The sequence below is a fragment of the Acinetobacter sp. WU_MDCI_Abxb74 genome, assembly GCF_025513915.1.
Taxonomy (GTDB): Bacteria; Pseudomonadota; Gammaproteobacteria; order Pseudomonadales; family Moraxellaceae; genus Acinetobacter; species Acinetobacter calcoaceticus_C.
The window spans coordinates 62,196-83,680 of the sequence record NZ_JAHPRP010000006.1 but is presented as its reverse complement, the minus strand read 5'-3'; the positions used below and the strand labels follow the sequence as shown (position 1 = coordinate 83,680).

General features: G+C 39.4%; 19 protein-coding genes. 5 read left to right on the top strand and 14 right to left on the bottom strand.

Features of this window, described 5'->3' with window-relative positions; translation table 11 throughout:
- Nucleotides 1-10: 10 nt before the first annotated feature.
- A complete protein-coding gene (locus KTH84_RS11725) occupies nucleotides 11-229 on the bottom strand; it encodes a Sec-independent protein translocase subunit TatA (protein WP_003654829.1) in 219 nt (72 codons plus the stop codon).
- Nucleotides 230-481: 252 nt separating this feature from the next.
- Here KTH84_RS11725 and KTH84_RS11720 point away from each other — a divergent pair, with 252 nt between their 5' ends.
- The gene (locus KTH84_RS11720; RefSeq protein WP_262473218.1) at nucleotides 482-1,357 is read left to right on the top strand and encodes an AEC family transporter; all 876 of its coding nucleotides are present in this window, start codon (nucleotides 482-484) and stop codon (nucleotides 1,355-1,357) included.
- Nucleotides 1,358-1,581: 224 nt separating this feature from the next.
- Here the strand turns inward: KTH84_RS11720 and rdgB are convergent, their stop codons facing one another.
- The 7 genes from rdgB to KTH84_RS11685 form a co-directional block, all read right to left on the bottom strand.
- On the bottom strand, nucleotides 1,582-2,208 hold the full coding sequence (gene rdgB, locus KTH84_RS11715) for an RdgB/HAM1 family non-canonical purine NTP pyrophosphatase (RefSeq protein ID WP_004698813.1): 627 nt from the start codon (nucleotides 2,206-2,208) through the stop codon (nucleotides 1,582-1,584).
- A 173-nt stretch (nucleotides 2,209-2,381) separates the two neighbouring features.
- A complete protein-coding gene (locus KTH84_RS11710; RefSeq protein ID WP_042894755.1) occupies nucleotides 2,382-2,969 on the bottom strand; it encodes a tetratricopeptide repeat protein in 588 nt (195 codons plus the stop codon).
- The gene (metW, locus tag KTH84_RS11705; RefSeq protein ID WP_042894757.1) at nucleotides 2,966-3,559 is read right to left on the bottom strand and encodes a methionine biosynthesis protein MetW; all 594 of its coding nucleotides are present in this window, start codon (nucleotides 3,557-3,559) and stop codon (nucleotides 2,966-2,968) included. The genes KTH84_RS11710 and metW overlap by 4 nt, the downstream gene beginning before the upstream one ends.
- Nucleotides 3,559-4,719, bottom strand: coding sequence for a homoserine O-succinyltransferase MetX (locus KTH84_RS11700; RefSeq protein WP_133975490.1), 1,161 nt, complete (start codon nucleotides 4,717-4,719; stop codon nucleotides 3,559-3,561). The genes metW and KTH84_RS11700 overlap by 1 nt, the downstream gene beginning before the upstream one ends.
- A gap of 82 nt (nucleotides 4,720-4,801) precedes the next feature.
- Nucleotides 4,802-6,499: a 2-isopropylmalate synthase gene (gene leuA / locus KTH84_RS11695; RefSeq protein WP_262473216.1), complete on the bottom strand. Its 1,698-nt coding sequence runs from the start codon at nucleotides 6,497-6,499 to the stop codon at nucleotides 4,802-4,804.
- 457 nt (nucleotides 6,500-6,956) lie between these two features.
- Nucleotides 6,957-7,640, bottom strand: coding sequence for a Fe2+-dependent dioxygenase (locus KTH84_RS11690; protein WP_262473214.1), 684 nt, complete (start codon nucleotides 7,638-7,640; stop codon nucleotides 6,957-6,959).
- A 106-nt stretch (nucleotides 7,641-7,746) separates the two neighbouring features.
- Nucleotides 7,747-10,050, bottom strand: a complete 2,304-nt coding sequence (locus tag KTH84_RS11685) for a TonB-dependent receptor (protein ID WP_133975488.1) — start codon at nucleotides 10,048-10,050, stop codon at nucleotides 7,747-7,749.
- Nucleotides 10,051-10,463: 413 nt separating this feature from the next.
- Here KTH84_RS11685 and tig point away from each other — a divergent pair, with 413 nt between their 5' ends.
- The 4 genes from tig to KTH84_RS11665 all read left to right on the top strand — a co-directional run bounded on the left by tig (nucleotide 10,464) and on the right by KTH84_RS11665 (nucleotide 14,886).
- Nucleotides 10,464-11,798 (top strand): trigger factor, encoded by a 1,335-nt coding sequence (tig, locus tag KTH84_RS11680; RefSeq protein ID WP_042894770.1) that lies wholly within the window; start codon nucleotides 10,464-10,466, stop codon nucleotides 11,796-11,798.
- Nucleotides 11,799-11,991: 193 nt separating this feature from the next.
- Entirely contained in the window at nucleotides 11,992-12,597 is a 606-nt protein-coding gene (clpP, locus tag KTH84_RS11675; RefSeq protein ID WP_003654845.1) for an ATP-dependent Clp endopeptidase proteolytic subunit ClpP, read from the top strand.
- Nucleotides 12,598-12,703: 106 nt separating this feature from the next.
- A complete protein-coding gene (clpX, locus tag KTH84_RS11670) occupies nucleotides 12,704-14,017 on the top strand; it encodes an ATP-dependent Clp protease ATP-binding subunit ClpX (RefSeq protein ID WP_133975486.1) in 1,314 nt (437 codons plus the stop codon).
- A 152-nt stretch (nucleotides 14,018-14,169) separates the two neighbouring features.
- Nucleotides 14,170-14,886, top strand: a complete 717-nt coding sequence (locus tag KTH84_RS11665; RefSeq protein ID WP_262473213.1) for a DUF2846 domain-containing protein — start codon at nucleotides 14,170-14,172, stop codon at nucleotides 14,884-14,886.
- A 23-nt stretch (nucleotides 14,887-14,909) separates the two neighbouring features.
- Here KTH84_RS11665 and KTH84_RS11660 read toward each other — a convergent pair whose 3' ends face one another.
- The 6 genes from KTH84_RS11660 to KTH84_RS11635 all read right to left on the bottom strand — a co-directional run bounded on the left by KTH84_RS11660 (nucleotide 14,910) and on the right by KTH84_RS11635 (nucleotide 21,462).
- Nucleotides 14,910-15,464 (bottom strand): DUF2059 domain-containing protein, encoded by a 555-nt coding sequence (locus KTH84_RS11660; protein ID WP_202742595.1) that lies wholly within the window; start codon nucleotides 15,462-15,464, stop codon nucleotides 14,910-14,912.
- A 140-nt stretch (nucleotides 15,465-15,604) separates the two neighbouring features.
- Nucleotides 15,605-17,131, bottom strand: a complete 1,527-nt coding sequence (locus KTH84_RS11655) for a fumarate hydratase (protein WP_004641080.1) — start codon at nucleotides 17,129-17,131, stop codon at nucleotides 15,605-15,607.
- Nucleotides 17,132-17,361: 230 nt separating this feature from the next.
- Nucleotides 17,362-19,506 (bottom strand): phosphate acetyltransferase, encoded by a 2,145-nt coding sequence (gene pta, locus KTH84_RS11650; protein WP_262473210.1) that lies wholly within the window; start codon nucleotides 19,504-19,506, stop codon nucleotides 17,362-17,364.
- A 45-nt stretch (nucleotides 19,507-19,551) separates the two neighbouring features.
- Nucleotides 19,552-20,754 carry an acetate/propionate family kinase gene (locus KTH84_RS11645; RefSeq protein WP_202742597.1) on the bottom strand — a complete coding sequence of 401 codons (1,203 nt, stop codon included), beginning with the start codon at nucleotides 20,752-20,754 and terminating at the stop codon, nucleotides 19,552-19,554.
- Entirely contained in the window at nucleotides 20,736-20,855 is a 120-nt protein-coding gene (locus KTH84_RS11640) for a hypothetical protein (RefSeq protein ID WP_133975474.1), read from the bottom strand. Before KTH84_RS11640 ends, KTH84_RS11645 begins: the two co-directional genes overlap by 19 nt.
- 481 nt (nucleotides 20,856-21,336) lie before the next feature.
- Nucleotides 21,337-21,462 (bottom strand): hypothetical protein, encoded by a 126-nt coding sequence (locus KTH84_RS11635; RefSeq protein ID WP_262473208.1) that lies wholly within the window; start codon nucleotides 21,460-21,462, stop codon nucleotides 21,337-21,339.
- Nucleotides 21,463-21,485: the final 23 nt, after the last annotated feature.

The window sequence follows — 21,485 nt, the reverse complement described above, 5'->3', positions numbered from 1 at the left end:
TTGAAAACCTTTAGCTTTTTACTGATGTGCTGTCAGGCGTTTTGACTTGGGCATCAATTGTACGTGGAGTATTAAGAGCAGCAGCTTCGTCTTCTTCACGAACTGATTTTTTAAAGTCTTTTACTGCACCACCAACGTCTTTACCGATATTTTTTAATTTAGATGTACCAAATAATAAAATAACGACAATTGCAAAAATAACGACATGCCAAATAGATAAACCAGCCATGATCTTATACCTCTTTTCAGTTCGCTTTATATCAACAGGTTGCCATGACAGGAATGTGACATTTATATGTCATTTTTAAGACAGTGATAGTCAGTCGAGACATAAAAAATGATATCTATAAAACTTATTTCTTATTTTTTTCCTTGTGTAGGCCTAAAAAAGAGAAGCTTAAATTACTTGAAATGGAGAGTACATTTTAGTTTGAAAAGGTGTAGCATTACAGGCTGGTTTTGATGGGGGAAAGAAGAAAACGTGGCGTTATTACTCCCAATACTGGCATTTATTACAGGTCTTCTACTTGCCCAAACGTCTATTTCAGAAACGATAAAACCCATCCTTTCAGCTTGGCTTGCACGTCTACTCATTCCGGTTGTTATTATTTACAACATGGTATTTTATCAAGCGGGTAGTTTAAGCTTAATGCTGTTTAGCTTCGGTTCAGCATTTCTTATTTTCTTTGCTTATTTAGCTTTATTTAAAGACAGATTATTAGCGCTTTGTGTGAGCTATACCAACATGGGCTGGCTAGGTTTTCCTTTTGCCATGGCTTTATTTGGTCCTGAAGCGACTGCACCTATCGTCGCGTTATATATTGGAATGTCCCTGTTTGGCAATGCCTGGGCTGTGACTGCTGTAACAACTGCACCACAAAGTAAGCTCAATATATTAAAAAAGGTTTTAACTTCTCCACCATGTATTTCAATATTCGTTGCGCTTGTGCTCAGGCTTTTAGGTGCCCAGCATCTCGAACATCCTGCCATACATTGGGTTTATGAAGTTGCCAAGTTCGCGATGACTTTTGCTGGGATGTGTGTATTGGGAATGTGGCTGCGCCGTACCCGAGTTCATGTAAAAGACTTAATCTACAGTACGAAAGCTCAAGCTTTTAAGGTGGTATGTGGGATTATTCTTTGCGGGCTTACTTATAGGTTTTTACCTATTCCAAATATGAGCCAGCAAATTGGTGTGATGTTTTTAATGTTCTGTTTGCCACCAGCGGCCAATATTGTAGCGTTAGAAACGCACTATCAAGGAACAGGAAGATCTGCGGCTTATATTGCTTCAGGGACGATTGTGAGTTGTGTGTGTATTGCGATTTATGCAGTGTTTTTACACATGTTCGTCTAATTAATTATTTAATTCTAACCCTACACTTGCTTGTGCGAAGGTGGCATGGTTGCCGCTATGTCACTGCCTTGCGCTGATTCCCAAAGCAGTGCTTTGGAAATCGCTCAGGAAGTACCATCAGTCTAACAAAAGATTTTTGCTTACTTTTCATCTTTGAAAAGTAAGGTTTGCCTATACAAAGTTGAATAGGTTGTAACGTTGTATATTGTGGCAGTATGAAAAATTTACTTCTGCAAACTTTCTCTAAATAACTGCATCGCTTGTCCACGATGGCTAATCTTATTTTTGTCTTCTTTAGACAGTTCAGCGCTAGAAACTTGTAGCTCAGGCAACCAGAAAAGTGGGTCATAACCAAAGCCATTTTCACCACGTGCAGCTTCTAAAATTTCGCCGTGCCAAATGCCTTGGAAAATTTGTGGTAAAGGATCTTCAGCATGTGTAACCAAGGCTAAAACACACACAAACATACCTTCAATCACTTCACCATTTTTACGATACGGTAAAAGATCATTTAATAATTTTGCATTATTTGCTGCATCATCACCGTGTTCTCCAGCATAGCGTGCTGAGTAAATACCGGGTGCGCCACCTAATACAGGAACACAAATGCCTGAGTCATCAGCCATAGCTGGTTTGCCTGAAATTTTAGAGGCATGACGAGCTTTAATAATGGCATTTTCAATAAAGCTTAAACCATCTTCAATTGCATCAGGAATATTAAGGCGACCTTGAGGAATAATTTCTACAGGTAACTTAAGCTGTTCAAAAAGTTTTTCAAACTCTGCGACTTTACCTTTGTTATTGCTGGCAAGAACTAAACTGCCCTGATCAAACCAATGTGGGGTAGACATAATAAAACCAAACTTTATAGCGAATATCGAACGTGAGTTATGTTACGTGTTTTTTAAGAGGGGATATAGAGGGAAATAGATAGAATATAAATGGGATGATCTAAACTAAAACCACCTTGTAGAGCATACAAGGTGGTTTTAGTCGAGTAAGGTTTTTTACGGATGAACCGTTATTATTGTGCTTGAATCCATTTGTCTGCACGGTCACGTGCTGTACGAATTTGTTCTTGAGTCAAGTTAGCTGCAAGAGCAGTTTTCTTACCTTCTGATAGGCTAATTACTTTATTGTCGAGCATGCCATCACGAGTTGAAAGCTCATACCACTGGTAAGCACCTACGTAGTTTTTCTTTTGCTCTTCCATCATCGCAAGGTTATAGCTTGCACGGTTATCACCATTGCTTGCTGCTTTCTCGAAGTATTTACGAGCCATTGACTCATCTTTTTTAATGCCAATACCGTCGGCGTACATGCGGCCTACGTTTAATTGTGCTGGCGATAAGCCTTGATCAGCCGCTGCTTTAAACCATGCAAAAGCCTGTTTTTCATCTTTTGCTACATCTTTACCATATTGGTAGTGTGTACCAAGATAAAATTGTGCGCCTGCTTGACCAGCTTTTGCAGCTTTCTGAAGGTCATTAACCCCCATTGTTGAAAAACGTGCAGCCTGACTCGCAACCGATTGTGGCTGGGCGATATAATCTGCATGAGCCTGCATACTTAGCAGTCCTGCAAATAGTGTGCTAAATAATGTCTTTTTCATAGTGCACTCACTCGATAAATAGCGACTTCACCAAACAAATTAGGAATATGTTTGCTTAACAGGCTTCCCTGCTGGTTTCCATTGACGGCGAGTCGATTAATAATTTGTATCTGATTTTCCACACACAGTGCTTCGAAATCTTTAAATGTACATAAATGAATATTGGGGGTGTTATACCACATATATGGTAGAGCATCCGATACAGGCATCATACCTTTTAATGCAAGAAAAGAGCGAGTCTTCCAATGCGCGAAGTTCGGAAAAGTAATAATTGCCTGTTTACCCACACGCACCATGTCTCTTAATAAAACATCCGGTGCATCTACGGCTTGCAAAGCTTGTGCCATGACCACATAGTCAAAAGACTGGTCAGCAAAGCGGCTTAAACCGAGATTCAAATCTTGTTGAATAATATTTAACCCGCGACTGACGGCAATTGCAATCTTTTCTTGATCAATTTCTAAACCATAAGCACGAATTTGATGTTTTTGGCTCATATGAGCAAGTAATTCACCGTCACCACATCCCAAATCGAGTACGCTTGAGCCCGGTTTAATCCACTTTTCTGCTAGTTGTTGATCAATACGCATTAGCTTGCCTCCAGTGATGTCGATTTTAAGTGTTCTTCACCGCCTAAGAAAGCGCGCATGGTTTTGACATACAGTGGAATCGGGAATAAGAACGAGTCATGGCCCTGTTCAGCATCAATATCGAGATAACTTACAGGCTTATGATTGGTAATAAGCGCATCAACAATCTCTTGAGAGCGACTTGGTGCAAAACGCCAGTCTGTTGTGAACGAAACTATAAGGAACTGACATTTAGTTTTACCCATTGCTTCAGTTAACGAATGACCATACTCACGTGATGGGTCAAAATAATCCAAAGCTTTGGTCATGATGAGATAAGTATTGGCATCAAAGTTACGGCTAAATTGTTCACCTTGATAACGCAGATAACTTTCAACCTGAAATTCGACATCAAAGCCATACATAAATTTGCCGGACTTTAAATCGCGACCAAATTTTTGTTTCATGGCTTCTTCAGAAAGATAGGTAATATGCCCTACCATGCGGGCCAAAATCAGACCACGACGTGGATAGCTATCATTTTCTAGATAACGTCCATGATGAAATTCAGGATCAGATAAAATAGATTGGCGTGCAACTTCGTTAAAGGCAATATTCTGTGCTGAAAGCTTTGGCGCACTAGCAATAATGACGCATTTTTTTAAGCGGTCAGGGTAGTCTACCGACCATTGAAGTGCCTGCATGCCCCCTAAAGAACCACCAACAACAGCATACCAAATATTTACACCCAAACGGTCAGAAAGCATGGCCTGAGTTTTTACCCAGTCACGTACTGTAACTAATGGGAAATCTGGTCCGTAAGGGCGATTATCATTTTCAGGATTTGGGGAGGTCGGGCCGGTTGAGCCGTTACATCCACCAATGTTATTGATTGAAACTACAAAAAACTTATTGGTATCGATTGCCTTACCCGGGCCAATACAGCTATCCCACCATCCAGCTTTTTTATCATCTTCATGGTGATAACCCGCTGCATGATGATGTCCGGAAAGAGCATGACAGATTAAAATAGCATTTGATTTATCTGCATTTAAAGTGCCGTAAGTTTCGACCATTAATTCAAAACGTGGCAAAACACGGTCACACTCAAGATGTAATGGTTCTTCAAATTGGAACTTTTGCGGAGTGACTAACCCCACTGAATCAGCTGGAAAAGACACGGGAACATTTCGCCTTTTAAATCTTTCAGGAATAAAAAGAAAGGATACCAAGCTAGGTATCCTTTCAAAAGAGTTTTTTTAATTAAACAGCAGCGGCAACAACCTGGTCTGTGCTTAAAACCCCTTGATCAATCAAACGGTTGGTACATGCAATAATTGCTTCAATTGATGAGGTGACTGTATTGTCATGAACACCTGCACCAAATGAGCCTTTACCCGTACCTTTTACTTGAAGCTCAATCAAGGTTAATGCTTTTGCATTTGCCCCTGAACTAATACTACGTTCTTCATAGTTCAACACGTCAATTGGTAATTGAAGCGCATTCAAGAATGCAGAGATCGGGCCGTTACCTTCACCACGAAGTTGTTGTATTTCACCTTCGACTTCAACATCAAGTTCGATGATTTGAGTACCGTTAATGTCAGATAATCTGTAGTTTTTGACTGTGTAATGGTGGTTTTTCACATCGACATAGGTGTCTTTAAATAAAGTCCAAATTTCTTTGGCATTAATTTCTGTACCGTTGTCATCAGCATATTGTTGAACAACCTGACTGAATTCGATTTGCAAACGACGAGGCAACACCACGTTGTAATTCGCTTCCAATAAATAAGCGATACCGCCTTTACCAGACTGACTATTTACGCGAATAACTGCATCGTAGTCGCGGCCCAAATCTTTCGGGTCGATTGGTAAGTAAGGCATATCCCAAATTTCTTCGTTTTTCTGGAATTCGAAACCTTTTTTGATCGCATCCTGATGTGAACCCGAGAATGCGGTAAATACTAAGTCACCTGCATATGGATGGCGAGGGTGTACAGGTAAACCAGTACATTCTTCAACCGTTGCAATTACTTCATTAATGTTAGAGAAGTCTAACTCAGGTGCTACACCTTGGGTGTACATGTTCAAGGCAATTGCAGCAACGTCAACATTACCAGTACGTTCACCATTACCAAACACACAGCCTTCAACGCGGTCAGCACCTGCCATAATGGCAAGTTCTGATGCAGCAATACCACAGCCGCGGTCATTGTGGCAGTGAACAGAAATGATCACGCCATCACGACGTGCCAAATTACGGTGCATCCATTCAATTTGGTCTGCATACACATTTGGAGTAGAGACTTCTACAGTCGCTGGTAAGTTTAAAATAACTTTATTGGTTGGAGATGCATCCCAAATTTCTGTGACGGCATCACAGACATCTTTAGCGACTTCTAATTCTGTTGCAGAGAAACACTCTGGGCTGTACTGGAAAATCCAGTCAGTTTGAGGATATTGCGCAGCATATTCTTTAACTTTTTGAGCAGCATTAATTGCTAATTGTTTTGCGCCATTAGCATCTACGTTCAATACCTTTTGACGGAAGGTGGGAGAATTAGAGTTATAAATATGCACAATTGCACGTTTAGCGCCTGCCAAAGATTCAAAGGTACGTTCAATTAAATGGTCACGCGCCTGAACCAAAACTTCAATATATACGTCATCAGGAATATGATTTTCTTCGATCAACATGCGTGTGAAATCGAAGTCAATTTGAGATGCAGAAGGGAAGCCGATTTCAATATGTTTAAAACCGATTTTCACAAGCATTTTGAACATTTTGAATTTTTGTTCCATGTCCATTGGTTCAAAAATTGCTTGGTTACCGTCACGTAAATCGGTACTCATCCAGATTGGCGCTTTTGTAATTTCATTATTCGGCCATTGGCGATCTGGTAAATCCACTCGTTGGTACATACGACGGTATTTTTTGCTTGGGTCAGCCAACATCATGAGAAAACTCCTTGTCTCGTAGCGCGGTTGCTCTGGATATATTTAAAAGGCAACGTCTCTACAGTTATATATGGTATCTAATTCAGAAAAATTAAAGCTAATTTCGAAGTGCTGCTTTAAAAAGCAGACAAAATTTATACGCGCGCTGGGCGCAGCATCAGGAGTTGCAGATGATGTCTTGCTTGAAAAGGAGGGGCAAACAAGTAATTCGTTTTCATCTCTAGACCATGAAATAATAAGTTTGGTGGTTTGCTGGTATGTTTATCATTTAGATATATCACATCTAAACAATGATTACACCTTGTGCAAAATTCTTATAGTAATTTTAATCTTGGTAATAAGAAAATAATTTTCTTATTTTGCGCTGTTTTAAGTTTTGTGGAAAATAATTTTCATATTTTTACCATATTGAGATAAAAATAATTATATATACTCAATAAGGTAAAAATAAATATAGTTACAGCTCAGACCACATGCGAATTAAATTGTGATAAATGTTGGTGAGTTTCATCACTTCAGAATAGCTATCGCCATGTGCTTTACGCAGTTCCCGAATACTTTCATCTAAATTAAATAGAAGGTGTCGCTTACTATCATCGCGTACCAAACTTTGTACCCAGAAAAAAGAGGCGAACCGTGTACCTGAGGTAATACTGCTGACTTCATGTAAGCTCGTCGATGGATAGAGTACGACATCACCTGCTGGTAATTTGACTTCATGATAACCATAGGTGTCTTCAATAACCAGATCACCACCTTCGTACTCATCAGGTTCACTTAAAAATAATGTACAAGATAAATCGGTACGAATTTGTTCTGAAGTACCCCGAATAAGACGAATCGAGTTATCAACATGAAAACCGAAGCTTTCGTACTCATCATAACGATTAAAAAGTGGTGGAATAATTTTGTGAGGAAGGGCAGCGGCCTGAAAAACAGGGTTTTGCCAAATTGCTTTAATGACAATATCACTTAAATGATGAGTCAGCGGGTCTTGTTCAGAGAGTTGCTGATTTCTTTTAACTGAAGCTGATAGGGTGCCAGCAGTTACTTTTCCACCCACCCAATTCGCCTCTTTCATAAGCTTCCGAAACTCGGCAACTTGTTCTTTGCTTAACACATTAGGGATATGATGAATCACAGCCAACACCTTTTTAATAGATACTTCATTTGTAAAAATAGCCTCGTGACGAGGCTATCTTATATGAACTTTAATTAACTCCATAAATAAACTATGGAATTTAACCTTAGTACTTAAAATTAATCGCTAATACTGCGTTACGGCCATTACCTTCAAACGCGTAGTGAGCTGCATGTGCACTTGTGAAATAACGTTTGTCAGAGATATTGTTGATATTAAGCTGTAAATTTACATTCTTGTTAACATCATATTTAGCCATCGCATTGTAAATGGTGTAGGTTGGCAAATATTTAGGTGCAGTCGTGTTTACAAACACTTGATCACGATATTCAACACCAGCGCCTAAAGTCAATTGAGGCATCACTCTATAAGTAGACCATAAGGTAGCGCTGTTTTTCGCTACAAATGGTAAAGGTTTACCTTCTTGAGCAATCGAATTGTATGCAGCTTCTGTGATTTCGCTATCTAAATAACTATAACCTGTAGATACATCCCATTTGTCGGTAATTTTCCCATTCAAGCTGATTTCAAATCCATCAACTTTACTTTTACCCGCATTCGCGGAAGTAGTAGGATCGATTTGAATACGAGTATTTTGCTTTTCAGTACGGAAAACTGCGGCAGTTAAATTTGCACGATTATTAAACAGATCCCATTTCGTTCCTACTTCAAAAGTACGAGCCTCTTCTGGTTTAAGTTCATTAATAATATCGGTAGTACCAAGTGCATTGTCACTACTGTCGCCTTCAGCAAGAACGCCTACTGGGTTAGCAGAAGTTGCAAAGCTTGCATAGATACTGCCGTTCTCAGTTGGTTTATATACTAAGCCCGCTTGATAAGTGAAGAAATCTGAATCACTTTCATATTTTGTTCCTTCTGGAGTGGCAACTTTTGAGTAGTTATATGCCCCTTTTTCAGTAGCATATACATCTTTGTTATATTTTTTCTCTGTTTCAAACTTATCCCAGCGGACACCTACATTTAAAAGCCATTGAGGGTTAAATTCGATGCTATCTAAAGCATAAACAGAAACAGTGTGGCTACGCGTTGTAGATTGGCCTTTAATTGTTCCAAGTTTGTCGGTGAAAGCACCATTTCTTGGATTATTTAAACCAGTACACCAACCATTTGATGCGGCAGCAGTTGAAGTACAGTTATTAATATTATCTTGTAAAATTGTCGAAGTTGTTTGTCCAGCAGCATTGGTAAATGTATACATACCTTGGTCAGTTTCTTGGAGACTCCATTCTGTACCGACATTAAAAGAATGCTTTAATGAACCAGTATTAAATTTACCTCTCAAAGAAAGTTGATCACTATACGCATCAGTATCTAAGATACGGCTTAAAGCACGGCGAGCGATAGTCCCTCTGTAAATATTACCCTTAGAGTCATCAGCATTGGTATAAACATAATCAGATTTAGATTTGTTGTAAGTCGCTACATTCGACAAGGTAAGATTTTCACTAAAGTCATGTTCTAATTTAAACGTACCGATATGGTTTTCACGTTTATCAAAATCACGAGCTTTCCAGCCATAGTAAGTTCCCGCTTTTACATCAACAGGTTTACCATTACCAGGAGTCACAGTAACTCCAGCAGGAGGAGTCGCTGGATTTGCATTGTTAAATGGAATACCTGCATCTGGTTCATCATTACTACGTAAATAGTAGTAGCTAAGTGTTCCACGAGTTGCTGTATCTAGGCCAAATGCAAGGCTTGATGCAATACCGGCACGAGCATATTCAGCTCCGTTACTCTGACCAGCTTTTTCATTTTCATGACCCATGATAACAACACGACCAGCAATGCCATTACCAAAGTCTTTGTTGGCATCAAGTTGAATATGACGATAGTTGTCAGTACCCCCTTGAACACTGCCTTGGTAGACATCACCTTCGTGAGCAACTTTAGGAATTAGGTTAATACTTCCACCAATGCTACCACCACCACCAAGGGCAGAGGAAGAACCCTTAATAACCTCAACTTGTTCAATCGCAAACATATCGCGGCTTTGTGAAGTTGTATTGCGAACACCATCCACATAAATAGAAGACTGTCCGCTATAACCACGAATGTAAGGCATATCTGTAAATGGGGTACCACCTTCACCCGCACCTAGAGTAATGCCTGGTTCGTAACGTAAAGCTTCGAGCAAGGTGTTAGAGTTTGTATCTTTAATTAGTTTTTGAGAAAGGATAGAGACCGATTTCGGCGTATCTTTGAGAGGAGCCACAAATTTTGAGTTGGCTGACTGATCTACCTTTAAAGATTCCTCTTGAGTCGCTTGAGTATGAATTGTGGGTAATTGTGAAATTGCTTCTTGTGCCATGGCTGTTGTCGCAATCATTGATAGTGATGAAGCTATCGCAGAAGAAACAATTTTTTTACGTGTTCTAATCAAAGACATGACTTCAGGACTCTAAAACTAAAAGGTTATGCGAATAATAATAATTCTTATTTATATGTACAGTTTATGTTAATTGAATTTGCCAATTGAATTATGAAGATAGAGTGAATGGCTGAATAGGTAATTGTGCTTTATGTAGTTAATCTACTGATTTTTAGTAATTGTTTGTAAAAGCGATTAACTTTAGATTTTGATTGTAATTTTAGATTTGTGAAGAATAACTAAAAAATTAGCTTTACTTAAGGCTTTATGAAAAATATTTAAAGAATCATAAAATTACTGTGAAATTTACGAGAATAATGACCTTAACTTAAATGAAGTGGTCGGTTAATTTTGTATATCTTGAAAGTTGTCATATAATACAGCACTTTTAAAAAAACTGTTCCTACTCACTAATTTTTATCGAGGAAGCCATGCAAGTAACGACTGAAGCGGTTTCGGGCGTTGCCCGTCGTTTAAATGTTTCTGTACCGACGAGCCGTATTAACGAGCAATTTGAAGCTCGTTTGAAGCGCACTGCCAAAACTGTGAAGATCAACGGCTTCCGTCCAGGTAAAGTACCTGAAAACGTTGTTCGCCGCGAATATGGTGCGGGCATTTATCAAGAAGTTGTAAATGACATCATTCGTGATAGCGTTTTTGAAGCAATTCAACAAGAAAAAATCAATGCGGTAGGTATGCCTAACATTGATAAAGTTGAACATAAAGAAGATGCTTTAGTTTTTGAAGCGACTGTAGAAGTTTATCCAGAAGTTGCAGTACAAGCATTCGACGGTTTAGAAGTTGAACGTAAAACAGCTGAAATTAAAGATGCTGACGTTGATGCTATGATCGAAAACTTGCAAAAACAACGTCAAACTTGGGCTGTTACCAAGGGTATGGCGAAAAAAGACATGCAAGTGACTTTCGACTTTGAAGGCACTATCGACGGTGAAAAGTTTGAAGGCGGTTCTGCTGAAGACTTTAAACTAGTATTAGGTTCAGGTCGTATGATTCCTGGCTTTGAAGACGGCATCGTTGGCATGAAAGCTGGTGAAGAGAAAGTAATTGACGTTACTTTCCCTGAAGACTACCAAGCTGAAAACTTGGCTGGTAAAGCAGCTCAGTTCAAAATCACTGTGAAGCAAGTTGAAAAATCAAAACTTCCAGAAATTGATGCTGAATTCTTGAAAATCTTTGGTGTAACTGAAGAAGAAGGCGTTGAGAAGTTAAAAGCTGACGTTCGCAAAAATATGGAACGTGAAGTTCGCAATGGTTTACGTAACCAAGTTAAACAAGCTGCTTTTGATGCACTTGTTGCTGCGAATGAAGTTGAAGTTCCAACTGCTATGGTTGCTCAAGAAATTGACCGTCAACGTCAACAAATGGTTCAACAGTTCACTCAACAGTTCGGTGGTGCAGGCGCGCAATCTTTTGACAAGAGCATGCTTCCTGACGAATTGTTCAAAGAACAAGCAGAACGTTCTGTTAAGCTTGGCGTGTTAGTAAGCAAAGTTTTAGCTGATGCTAAACTTGAAGTTGATCAATCACGCGTTGATGCTTACATTGACGACATGGCTTCTTCTTACGAAGATCCAACTGAAGTGATTGAATACTTCAAGAATGATGCTCAACAACGTGCTCAAATCGAAGCAGTTGTATTAGAAGATCAAGTTGTTGACCACATCTTAGCTGCTGCTAAAGTGACTGACAAACCAGTATCTTATGATGATTTGTTAAAAGAACAACAAGCTCGCCGTATGGGCTAATCTTTTAAGAAGTCAGAAAAAGGCGCTTTAAGCGCCTTTTTCGTTTTTCAATATGTGGTTAATTTGAGTGCGACATTAAGTACTTAGGTATAAATAATATAATATTTCAGTGCGAACCTTTTGCAATTTGAGAAATTATCCCGCATATTGTTGCCATAGGTTAAGTCACAAAAAATTTAGGAATAAATAACGTATGTATGTTCCAACAATTGAAAATGCTTTAGTTCCTGTTGTGGTTGAACAATCTTCTCGCGGCGAACGTTCTTTTGATATTTATTCACGACTTTTACGTGAGCGCGTCATTTTTTTAACAGGTGAAGTTGAAGACAACATGGCAAATCTAATTGTTGCCCAAATGTTGTTTTTAGAAGCTGAAAACCCTGATAAAGATATCCACCTTTATATCAACTCTCCAGGTGGTTCTGTGACAGCGGGCATGGCTATTTATGACACAATGCAGTTTATTAAACCTGATGTTGTGACATATTGTATGGGTCAAGCTGCTTCAATGGGTGCATTCTTGTTAAATGCTGGTGCTAAAGGCAAACGCTATTGTTTAGAAAATGCCCGTGTCATGATTCACCAACCATTGGGTGGTTTCCGTGGTCAAGCATCGGATATTGAAATTCATGCGCGTGAAATACTATTTATTAAAGAACGTTTAAACCGCTTAATGGCAGAGCACAGTGGTCAAGACTACGAAACAGTTGCTCGTGATACTGACCGTGATAACTTTATGACAGCACAGTCTGCTAAAGAATATGGTTTGGTTGATCAGGTGCTAAGTAAGCGTCCATAAGGACCTTCTTAATATAAATAACTTGAGATGTTGAAAAAGATCTCCATTTAGTTATTTATGCAGTGCATCTTGCCCTAATATTTAAGATTCTATTTGTGGAGTGAATATGTCCGAACATCCTCAAGGACAAAAACATTGTTCATTTTGCGGTAAAACGCAGTCTGAAGTCGGGAAACTGATTGCAGGTGAGGACGCATATATTTGTAATGAGTGTGTGGATGTCTGCTTAGACCTTGTACAAACCAGCCAACAGGTTGAAGCAGGGGACTGGGCGAGTAAGGCATTACCAAAACCACATGAAATACGTGCTGCGCTTGATCAATATGTGATTGGTCAAGATCTTGCCAAAAAGACATTATCTGTTGCGGTTTATAACCATTATAAACGCCTGAAAGTTGGTCATAATGGCCATGTGTCTAAAGAAGTAGAAATTGCTAAAAGTAACATTCTACTGATTGGACCTACAGGTTCGGGTAAAACTTTACTTGCGCAAACATTGGCTCGCCTTTTAGATGTTCCATTTGCAATGGCAGATGCAACGACATTAACCGAAGCTGGTTATGTAGGTGAAGATGTTGAAAATATTGTACAAAAGCTTTTGCAAAAAGCAGACTACGATGTAGAGAAAGCTCAGAAGGGCATTATCTATATTGACGAAATTGACAAGATTACTCGTAAATCTGAAAACCCGTCAATTACACGTGATGTTTCTGGTGAAGGTGTACAACAAGCATTGTTAAAAATGATTGAAGGTACAGTGGCTTCTATTCCTCCGCAAGGTGGACGTAAGCATCCGCAGCAAGAGTTTATCCAAATTGACACTTCGAATATCTTGTTTATTTGTGGTGGTGCTTTTTCTGGTTTGGAAAAAATTGTACAGCAGCGTCAAGAGAAAGGCGGTATTGGTTTTACAGCTGATGTTAAAAACAAAGATGAAACCAAAAAACTTGCTGAATTGTTCCGTCAGGTTGAGCCAACCGACTTAGTGAAATTTGGTTTAATTCCAGAATTCATTGGTCGTTTACCGGTGATTGCGACTCTTGAAGAGTTGGACGAAGAAGCATTAATGCAAATTTTGACTGAACCAAAAAATGCATTAACTCGTCAATATCAATATCTTTTCACTATGGAAAATGTTGATCTGATTTTTGAAGACTCTGCATTACGTGCTATTGCAAAGAAAGCACTTGAACGTAATACGGGCGCGCGTGGTCTACGTTCTATTATGGAGAACGTACTGCTTGAAACCATGTACGATTTACCAAGCCGTAATGATGTCGGAACAGTCATTATTAATGAGGCGGTAATTAATGGTGAAGCAGAGCCTGTTTATCAGTCTGAGCGTCAGCCTAAAGAAGCTGTAACACATGAAAGTGTTGCAAAAGCCGATTTAAAGGTGATTGATTCGAAGTCTGCATAGATTTCATTCATCTAAAAAGCATGAATCGCTTCGGTGATTCGTGCTTTTTTTGTTTTCAATTTATGTGGGTGGTGTTAATCTTAAAAATACAAAATACGCATAGTTTTGCGGTGTAAAAAATAAATCAAAAACAAAACGCTTTGAGGGATGCCATGCGTTATTTAATCGTATCTTTGTGCTGTGCCGGACTGTTTGTGGGCTGTCAAAGTTCATCTCATTTAGAAAAAAATACGGGTGAATTGACTGCAACCTTACCTAAAGTCGATGTTGAAAAAGAACCCGGACTATTAGATCAATATCACGTAGGTGGTTTTGCTGTGGGTGGTTGGGTTAATCAAAAATTGGGTCAGACCTTTGCTCCGATCAAACCGCAAAACGCACAAGCTGCTGTTGTTTATCTCTATCGACCAGATACAAAATGGAATCGTCAGGAAATTGCTGCGATTAACCTGTTTGTAAATGGCAAGCGCATTCCGAGTCTATTACATAATCATTATTACTGGATTGAGTTACCAGCAGGAACGTATCGTCTTTCTGCGAGTCGCCCTTTATTGGGGATTCATTTTCAAGAACCAAAATATATGGATATAACAGTGGAGGCTGGAACGTCTTATTATTTGAAATATGATGAAGAAAATAAAATGGATCGAGGTGAACACACTGGGCCATTTATGTTAATGCAAGATAATATTGGCCGTAGAGAAATTGCCTTTACCGAGTTGAAATCTTCAAGCTACAATTTCGTGGCAGAGGACGCTTCAGGTAAGATTCGACATAAGCCGCAAGAGTTAAAACCTGCCAAATATGATGAAAAATCAGATGTACATCTGATTAAGCCTTTTAAATTATGGAATCCTTTAACTTGGTAAGGTCTACAAAAGATAAAGAAAAGTTAAGACTTTTCTTTATCTTTCATCAGTGGAGCAATAATTTTAAGCATCTCTTCTTGCATGTGATCCCGTGCTTTAGGATCATTAAAGGTCTGTTGTCCTAACTCCATCATATATTCTGAAATTTGCCCCATAATCTGTACGTTTTTACGCGTAATCGATTGGCCTTCTGGGGTTTTTAAAAATTTAAGATTCGCTTGGATCTCTTCTTCAGAATATGTCTTTAGGTAAATATCTTGTAAAGCTTGCACAGTTTTAGGATTGCTGATGAGTTGGTTACTTGAATCTTTCAATAGTAAGCCGAGCTTTTTCGCAGCTTCTTTTTCTTTCGGGCCTAGGGTTTTGATGCCTGTAATATTACTAACGATCTGTTCTGCCTGTTGATCATAATAAGGCGTTAATTCATTAATTGATTCTTTAAGTAGGTAATCAATTTGGCTAATTTGCATGAGTTCTTTCACTGAACTTAACTTGGCAGGAGAGGCAAATAAGCTTGTAGTAATGCAGCTTAGGCAGAGACTAATTGAAAGATTTTTAAGAATAGGGCGAATAGTCATGAAATGACCTATATTCAATATATGGTGAGAGAGTGCATTTATTAATAGCACAGATTAACGAAGCAATTGTTACAATTCTTTTCAATGTTTAAAATAAAAAAGAAGGTAAAAAAAAGCACCGAATTCGGTGCTTTTCTTGATTAACCTGCTGCGGCATCAACTACTGGAATTTTTCCAATTTTTGCTTGCCAGATTTTTGGAGCAATTGCATGAATTGATGTACCGTTTACATCAACTGCCACAGAAACAGGCATATCTTCAACTACGAATTTGTAGATTGCTTCCATACCTAAGTCTGCAAACGCAACAACTTCAGCTTCGCGAACAGCTTTAGATACAAGGTAAGCTGCACCACCAACTGCCATTAAGTAAGTTGCTTTGTTGTCTTTGATTGCTTCAATCGCTGTAGGACCACGATCAGCCTTACCGATCATGCCAAACAAGCCTGTATGCTCAAGTACTTTACGTGTGAATTTATCCATACGTGTTGCAGTTGTAGGACCAGCAGGACCAACAACTTCGTCACCCACTGGATCAACTGGGCCTACGTAATAAATAAACTTACCTTTAAGATCAACTGGTAATTCTTCACCGTTGTCGATCATTTCAACCATACGTTTGTGCGCAGCATCACGACCTGTGTACATCGTTCCGCTAAGGAGTAATGTGTCACCCGGTTTCCAAGAATCCATTTCTGCTTGAGTAATGGTATCAAGGTTTACACGTTTAGATTTTGAAGAGTCCCAAGTTACAGATGGGTAGTCTTCAAGTTTAGGTGCTTGAATATGAGCTACACCTGAACCATCAAGCTGGAAGTGAGCGTGACGAGTAGCAGCACAGTTAGGAATCATACCTACTGGTTTGCCGGCAGCATGACATGGGTAATCTTTAATCTTAATATCAAGAACAGTGGTTAAGCCGCCAAGACCTTGAGCACCAATACCAAGTGCGTTTACTTTTTCAAAGATTTCGATACGAAGTTCTTCGATTTTGTTTTCTGGGCCACGACGAAGTAATTCGTCCATGTTGATTTCTTCCATGAGTGCTTCTTTAGCAAGCATCATGGCTTTTTCAGCAGTACCACCAATACCAATACCGAGCATACCTGGAGGACACCAGCCTGCACCCATTGTTGGTACAGTTTTAAGTACCCAATCAACAATCGAGTCAGATGGGTTAAGCATCGCAAGTTTAGATTTGTTTTCTGAACCGCCGCCTTTAGCAGCAACAGTAATATCTACTTTGTTACCCGGAACGAGTTTGTAGTGAATTACAGCAGGGGTATTATCTTTTGTATTTTTACGACCAAATGCTGGGTCTGCAAGTACAGATGCACGGAGAACGTTGCTATTTTCAAGGTAACCTTGGCGAACACCTTCATTTACTGCATCATCTAAGCTCATTGTTAAATCAAATTTAACATCTAAGCCCACTTCAAGGAAAACGTTAACAATACCAGTATCTTGGCAAATTGGACGATGACCTTCCGCACACATGCGAGAGTTAATTAAAATTTGTGCAATTGCATCCTTTGCAGCTTGGTTTTCTTCGCGATCATAAGCACGGCTCATCGCTTGGATAAAGTCTTGCGGGTGATAGTACGAAATAAACTGTAGGGCGTCCTTGATCGATGTAATCAAGTCATCTTGTTTGATAATCGTTGTCATACCAGAAAATCTCTTGAGCGGGCTGTTAGCTAGCGGGCTAAATTATATGACAAAAAGATCGTTTTGTGGGAGATTGGTTGATCTTTTGACCGAAAGTCGCATAGGGCTATATAGAGCGCATTTAAACGTCAGAGATAGGAAAATTATTTATTTTGAAACGATTAAAATAAAAAAAGCCATTTGAGCGGACATCAAATGGCGAGAGGTAGAAACAGATAAAATTATATTAATTATTTAGCAGCAGCTTGCTGTTCAGCCTGAATTGCTGTTAATGCAATGGTAAACACGATGTCATCTACCAAAGCTCCGCGAGACAAATCATTTACAGGTTTGTTTAGACCTTGCAGCATTGGTCCAACGCTTACAACATTTGCAGCACGTTGTACTGCTTTATAAGTCGTGTTGCCCGTATTTAAATCAGGGAAAATAAATACATTGGCACGGCCTGCAACTCGTGATTCTGGTGCTTTTTGGCGACCAACGCTTTCAACTGAAGCTGCATCGTATTGAAGTGGACCATCAATAAGTAAATCAGGGCGACGTTGCTGAGCAATTTGAGTGGCTTGTTGTACCTTCTCAACATCTGCACCTGTGCCAGATGTTCCAGTTGAATAACTGATCATGGCAATACGTGGATCAATCCCAAAAGCTTTCGCTGAGTCGGCTGACTGAATTGCAATTTCAGCCAGTTGTTCTGCTGTCGGGTCTGGATTAATCGCACAGTCGCCATACACATAAACTTCATCTGGTAAAAGCATAAAGAAGATGGATGAAACCAGTGAATATTCAGGGGCTGTTTTGATGAGCTGGAAAGCGGGGCGGACAGTATTTGCTGTGGTGTGCACTGCACCAGAAACTAAACCATCTACTTCATCTAAGGCTAACATCATCGTACCGAGTACTACGGTGTCTTGAAGTTGTTCCTTTGCCTGAAGCTCGTTGAGTTTACCTTTACGCAGCTCGACCATTGGTGCTACATATTGATCGCGAATACTATCTGGATCAACAATTGCTAATCCGGCTGGTAATTCAATACCACGAGCTTTTGCAACGTCCTGTACCACATCTAGTTTAGCTAGCAAAATGCAGTCAGCAATACCACGTGCCTGACAAATTGCCGCAGCTTGAATGGTGCGTGGCTCATCGCCTTCAGGAAGTACAATTCGTTTTTTAGCTACAATCGATTTTTGCACTAGTTCATGACGAAAAGCCGATGGAGATAGGCGAGGGGTAGCTGCATTATTACTGTGCTGCTTAAGCCATTCGACATCAATATGACTTGAAACAAAACGAGTCACTTGTTCTGCACGTTCAGTATCATCGACGGGAATTTCATTACCAAAGTCAGATAAACGCTGAGCAGTTTCAAGTGTGTTTAAACGGGTATGTAAAATTGGCAAGCCTTGCTTGATCGCACTTTGGCAAAACTCTAAAAGCTCAGGAGCTGGTGCTTCACGTTCAGTAAGAACCAAACCTGCGAGTGGAATACCATTGCTGGTTGCCAAACTGCTTGCAAGTAATACATCTGTACGTTCAGATGCACTAATAATCAGTTCACCCGCAATAAACTTATTGAGTTCATATTCAATGCTTGAGGCAATTAAACTTGAATGCAAAATACGGCGTGTCTTAGCTTCACCTTGATGCACCCATTGCCCATCAATCACATTCGCGATATCTAATGTTCTAGGTACGCTTAGGGTGTTACTAAATGGAACTAAACCAATAATCGGTAAATCGCTAGAGCCAAAATAACGATTATATTTTTGCAATTCGGCCGTAAATTTTGCGATGTCTTCAGTTGGGCGTAATGATGGATCAAATGCAACAGGAATTTGTGCTGTTTCTTCGCTTAACCCTCGTGTACGCATGAAAAGCACACCCGCAGTACGATTTGAAGCCGCACCACCAAACTGGCGTAAATGAGCATCTACTTTTTCTGCGGCTTTTTTCGGGTTTTGAATATCTGCTGTACTGATCAAGACGACTTCTGCATCAAGTGCTTGAGCGAGACTCGCATTAAGTTCACTTGCGAAGTGGTCTTGTCCGTTTGGCAATAAGCCTTCCACAATAATGACATCATGGTCTGCTGCAACACTGCGGTGAAGACTAACAGCGTCTTCAAGTAATTCATCTACTTCCCCAGCAGCAATAAGCTGAGTTAATTTTTCATGCGAAATAGATTGAACGGTTTTACTTTGAAATAAATGACCGAATAATGAAGTTGTCCGGTCAAGATGTTCTTGGTCTTCTTGAGAAAATGGTTTTAAAAAGCCTGCTTTAATTCCGTTACAATCAAGTGCGTAAATCATGCCTAAGCAGGCAGAGGTTAAACCAACCCCTTCGCCTGTAGGAATCAATAAAATTGTATTCATATAAACCTATAAATAAACGAATATCGGGTTTTCGCTAAAATCTGATTAAGCAAGACTCGCTACAGATGCTGTAGTTCCTGCCGCTTCAACAACTTGACGGGTTTCTTTGGCAATACGGCCTTCTTCATCTGTAGGAATGACCCAAATTTGAGGCCCTGTTCCATTGTCGATTCGGCCTTCAGTGCCACGTTTTAAGTTGTTATTTTGATCTTTATCAAGCTGCAAACCAAAATGAGGTAAATACGCTAAGGTTTTTTCTCGAATATATGCTGAGTTTTCGCCAATACCGCCTGTGAAAATGAGGCCGTCTAAAGTTGGTAGGCCACAGCTTAGTGCTGCAAGTGATTTTGCAAGGCGATAACTAAAGACTTCAATTGCAAGACTAGCATCTTCATTGCCATTTTCTGCCGCTTCAATGACCGTACGCATGTCATTAGACAGTTGTGATAAGCCAAGTAAGCCACTTTCGTTATTTAAAACTTTATCAATTTTAGCAAGGTCCCAACCAAGATTTTTGGCAAGGAAGCTATGTAGGCTTGGGTCGACATCGCCACTACGAGTTCCCATCACCACGCCTTCAAGTGGAGTAAGGCCCATAGAGGTATCAACACTTTGTCCGTTCCATACCGCACAAGTTGAACTGCCATTTCCTAAATGTGCTGTTAACCATCCACCTTTTTTCAGGTTGCCCGCAAGCTCACTTGCTTTATCAGACACGTAAGCATGACTTGTGCCATGGAAGCCATAACGGCGGACGTTGTGGTCAGTATATAAAAACTTAGGAATTGCATAACGGTATGCATGGGCTGGCATGGTTTGATGGAATGCTGTGTCAAATACGGCAACTTGAGGTAATTCAGGGAATAGGCGTACGGTTGCGTCAATACCAATTAAATGTGCTGGGTTATGAAGCGGAGCCAAAGGCGTTGCTGCACGAATACGTTCAATAATTTCAGGAGTGAGTAATTCTGCTTTGGTTAAACTACCGCCGTGTACAACACGATGTCCGATTGCTTGCGGTTTGTAGTTGGCTAGACGCGCAAGTAAAGTTTCTAAAGCTTTGGCATGATCAGCATAAGGGATAGCAAGTTCAAGTGGTTCACCACCAACTGTCACTCCCTTAATCCGAGCATCGGCTGCCCCTAGGTTTTCTGCTAAACCGTAAATACGATCTTCACGACGTTCTGAAACCAGCGCGTATTTAATAGATGAAGAGCCGCAATTGATAACTAATACTGATGTAGCCACGTTGAAATACTCACGTCCTGATTTAAAATAGTTTTCCTAACTTCCTGTTCGACATGTATTATTTTTAAATACATTTTGAACGGGTTGTCATGTTTTAACATGTGTTGTTTTTCTGTCCAAGATAGACTTTAGCCCATTAGACTTAAGCACTATGATTTTTAAGCTGTTTATAACTAATATTTAGTCAGTATAGATGTTAATCTCTGTGTGGCTTATTTTTTATACAGGAATCGATCAGTTTTTTGTATATTTTTATGAAAAATAAAACCTGAACCAAATATGTATTTTAAGAGCCAGAGGTCGATCCTTTAATAAAAGGACGAGCAAACTCCTTAAATTAAATTTTAAGAATATATTACAAATAATATACGTAATTGAAATTCAGATTTAGGGGTATTAATGGAAATTAAAAAGAATAAAAAGTGGACTTATTAAAACTAAAAACTAGAGTGAAAAGCTCATCATTTATATATTGTTAAATATATTTTATTGTATTGATATTACAATAATTTTCCCGTATTTACCAAAGTTTGGTTTCAGCATAAATATATCCAAATTTTAAATGGGCTTTCTGTCTCAAACCTAAGCTTGCTCTACCGTTAAGCTTTGTGCTGAGGTCATTACAGCAGCATTGGCTGGGGTTGCATGTCGCTTTTTGCCTGAATAATATTGTTCATCCTTTTTCAAATGATCATAAAAATATATCATTTGGTTTATTTTTATTTCCCGGC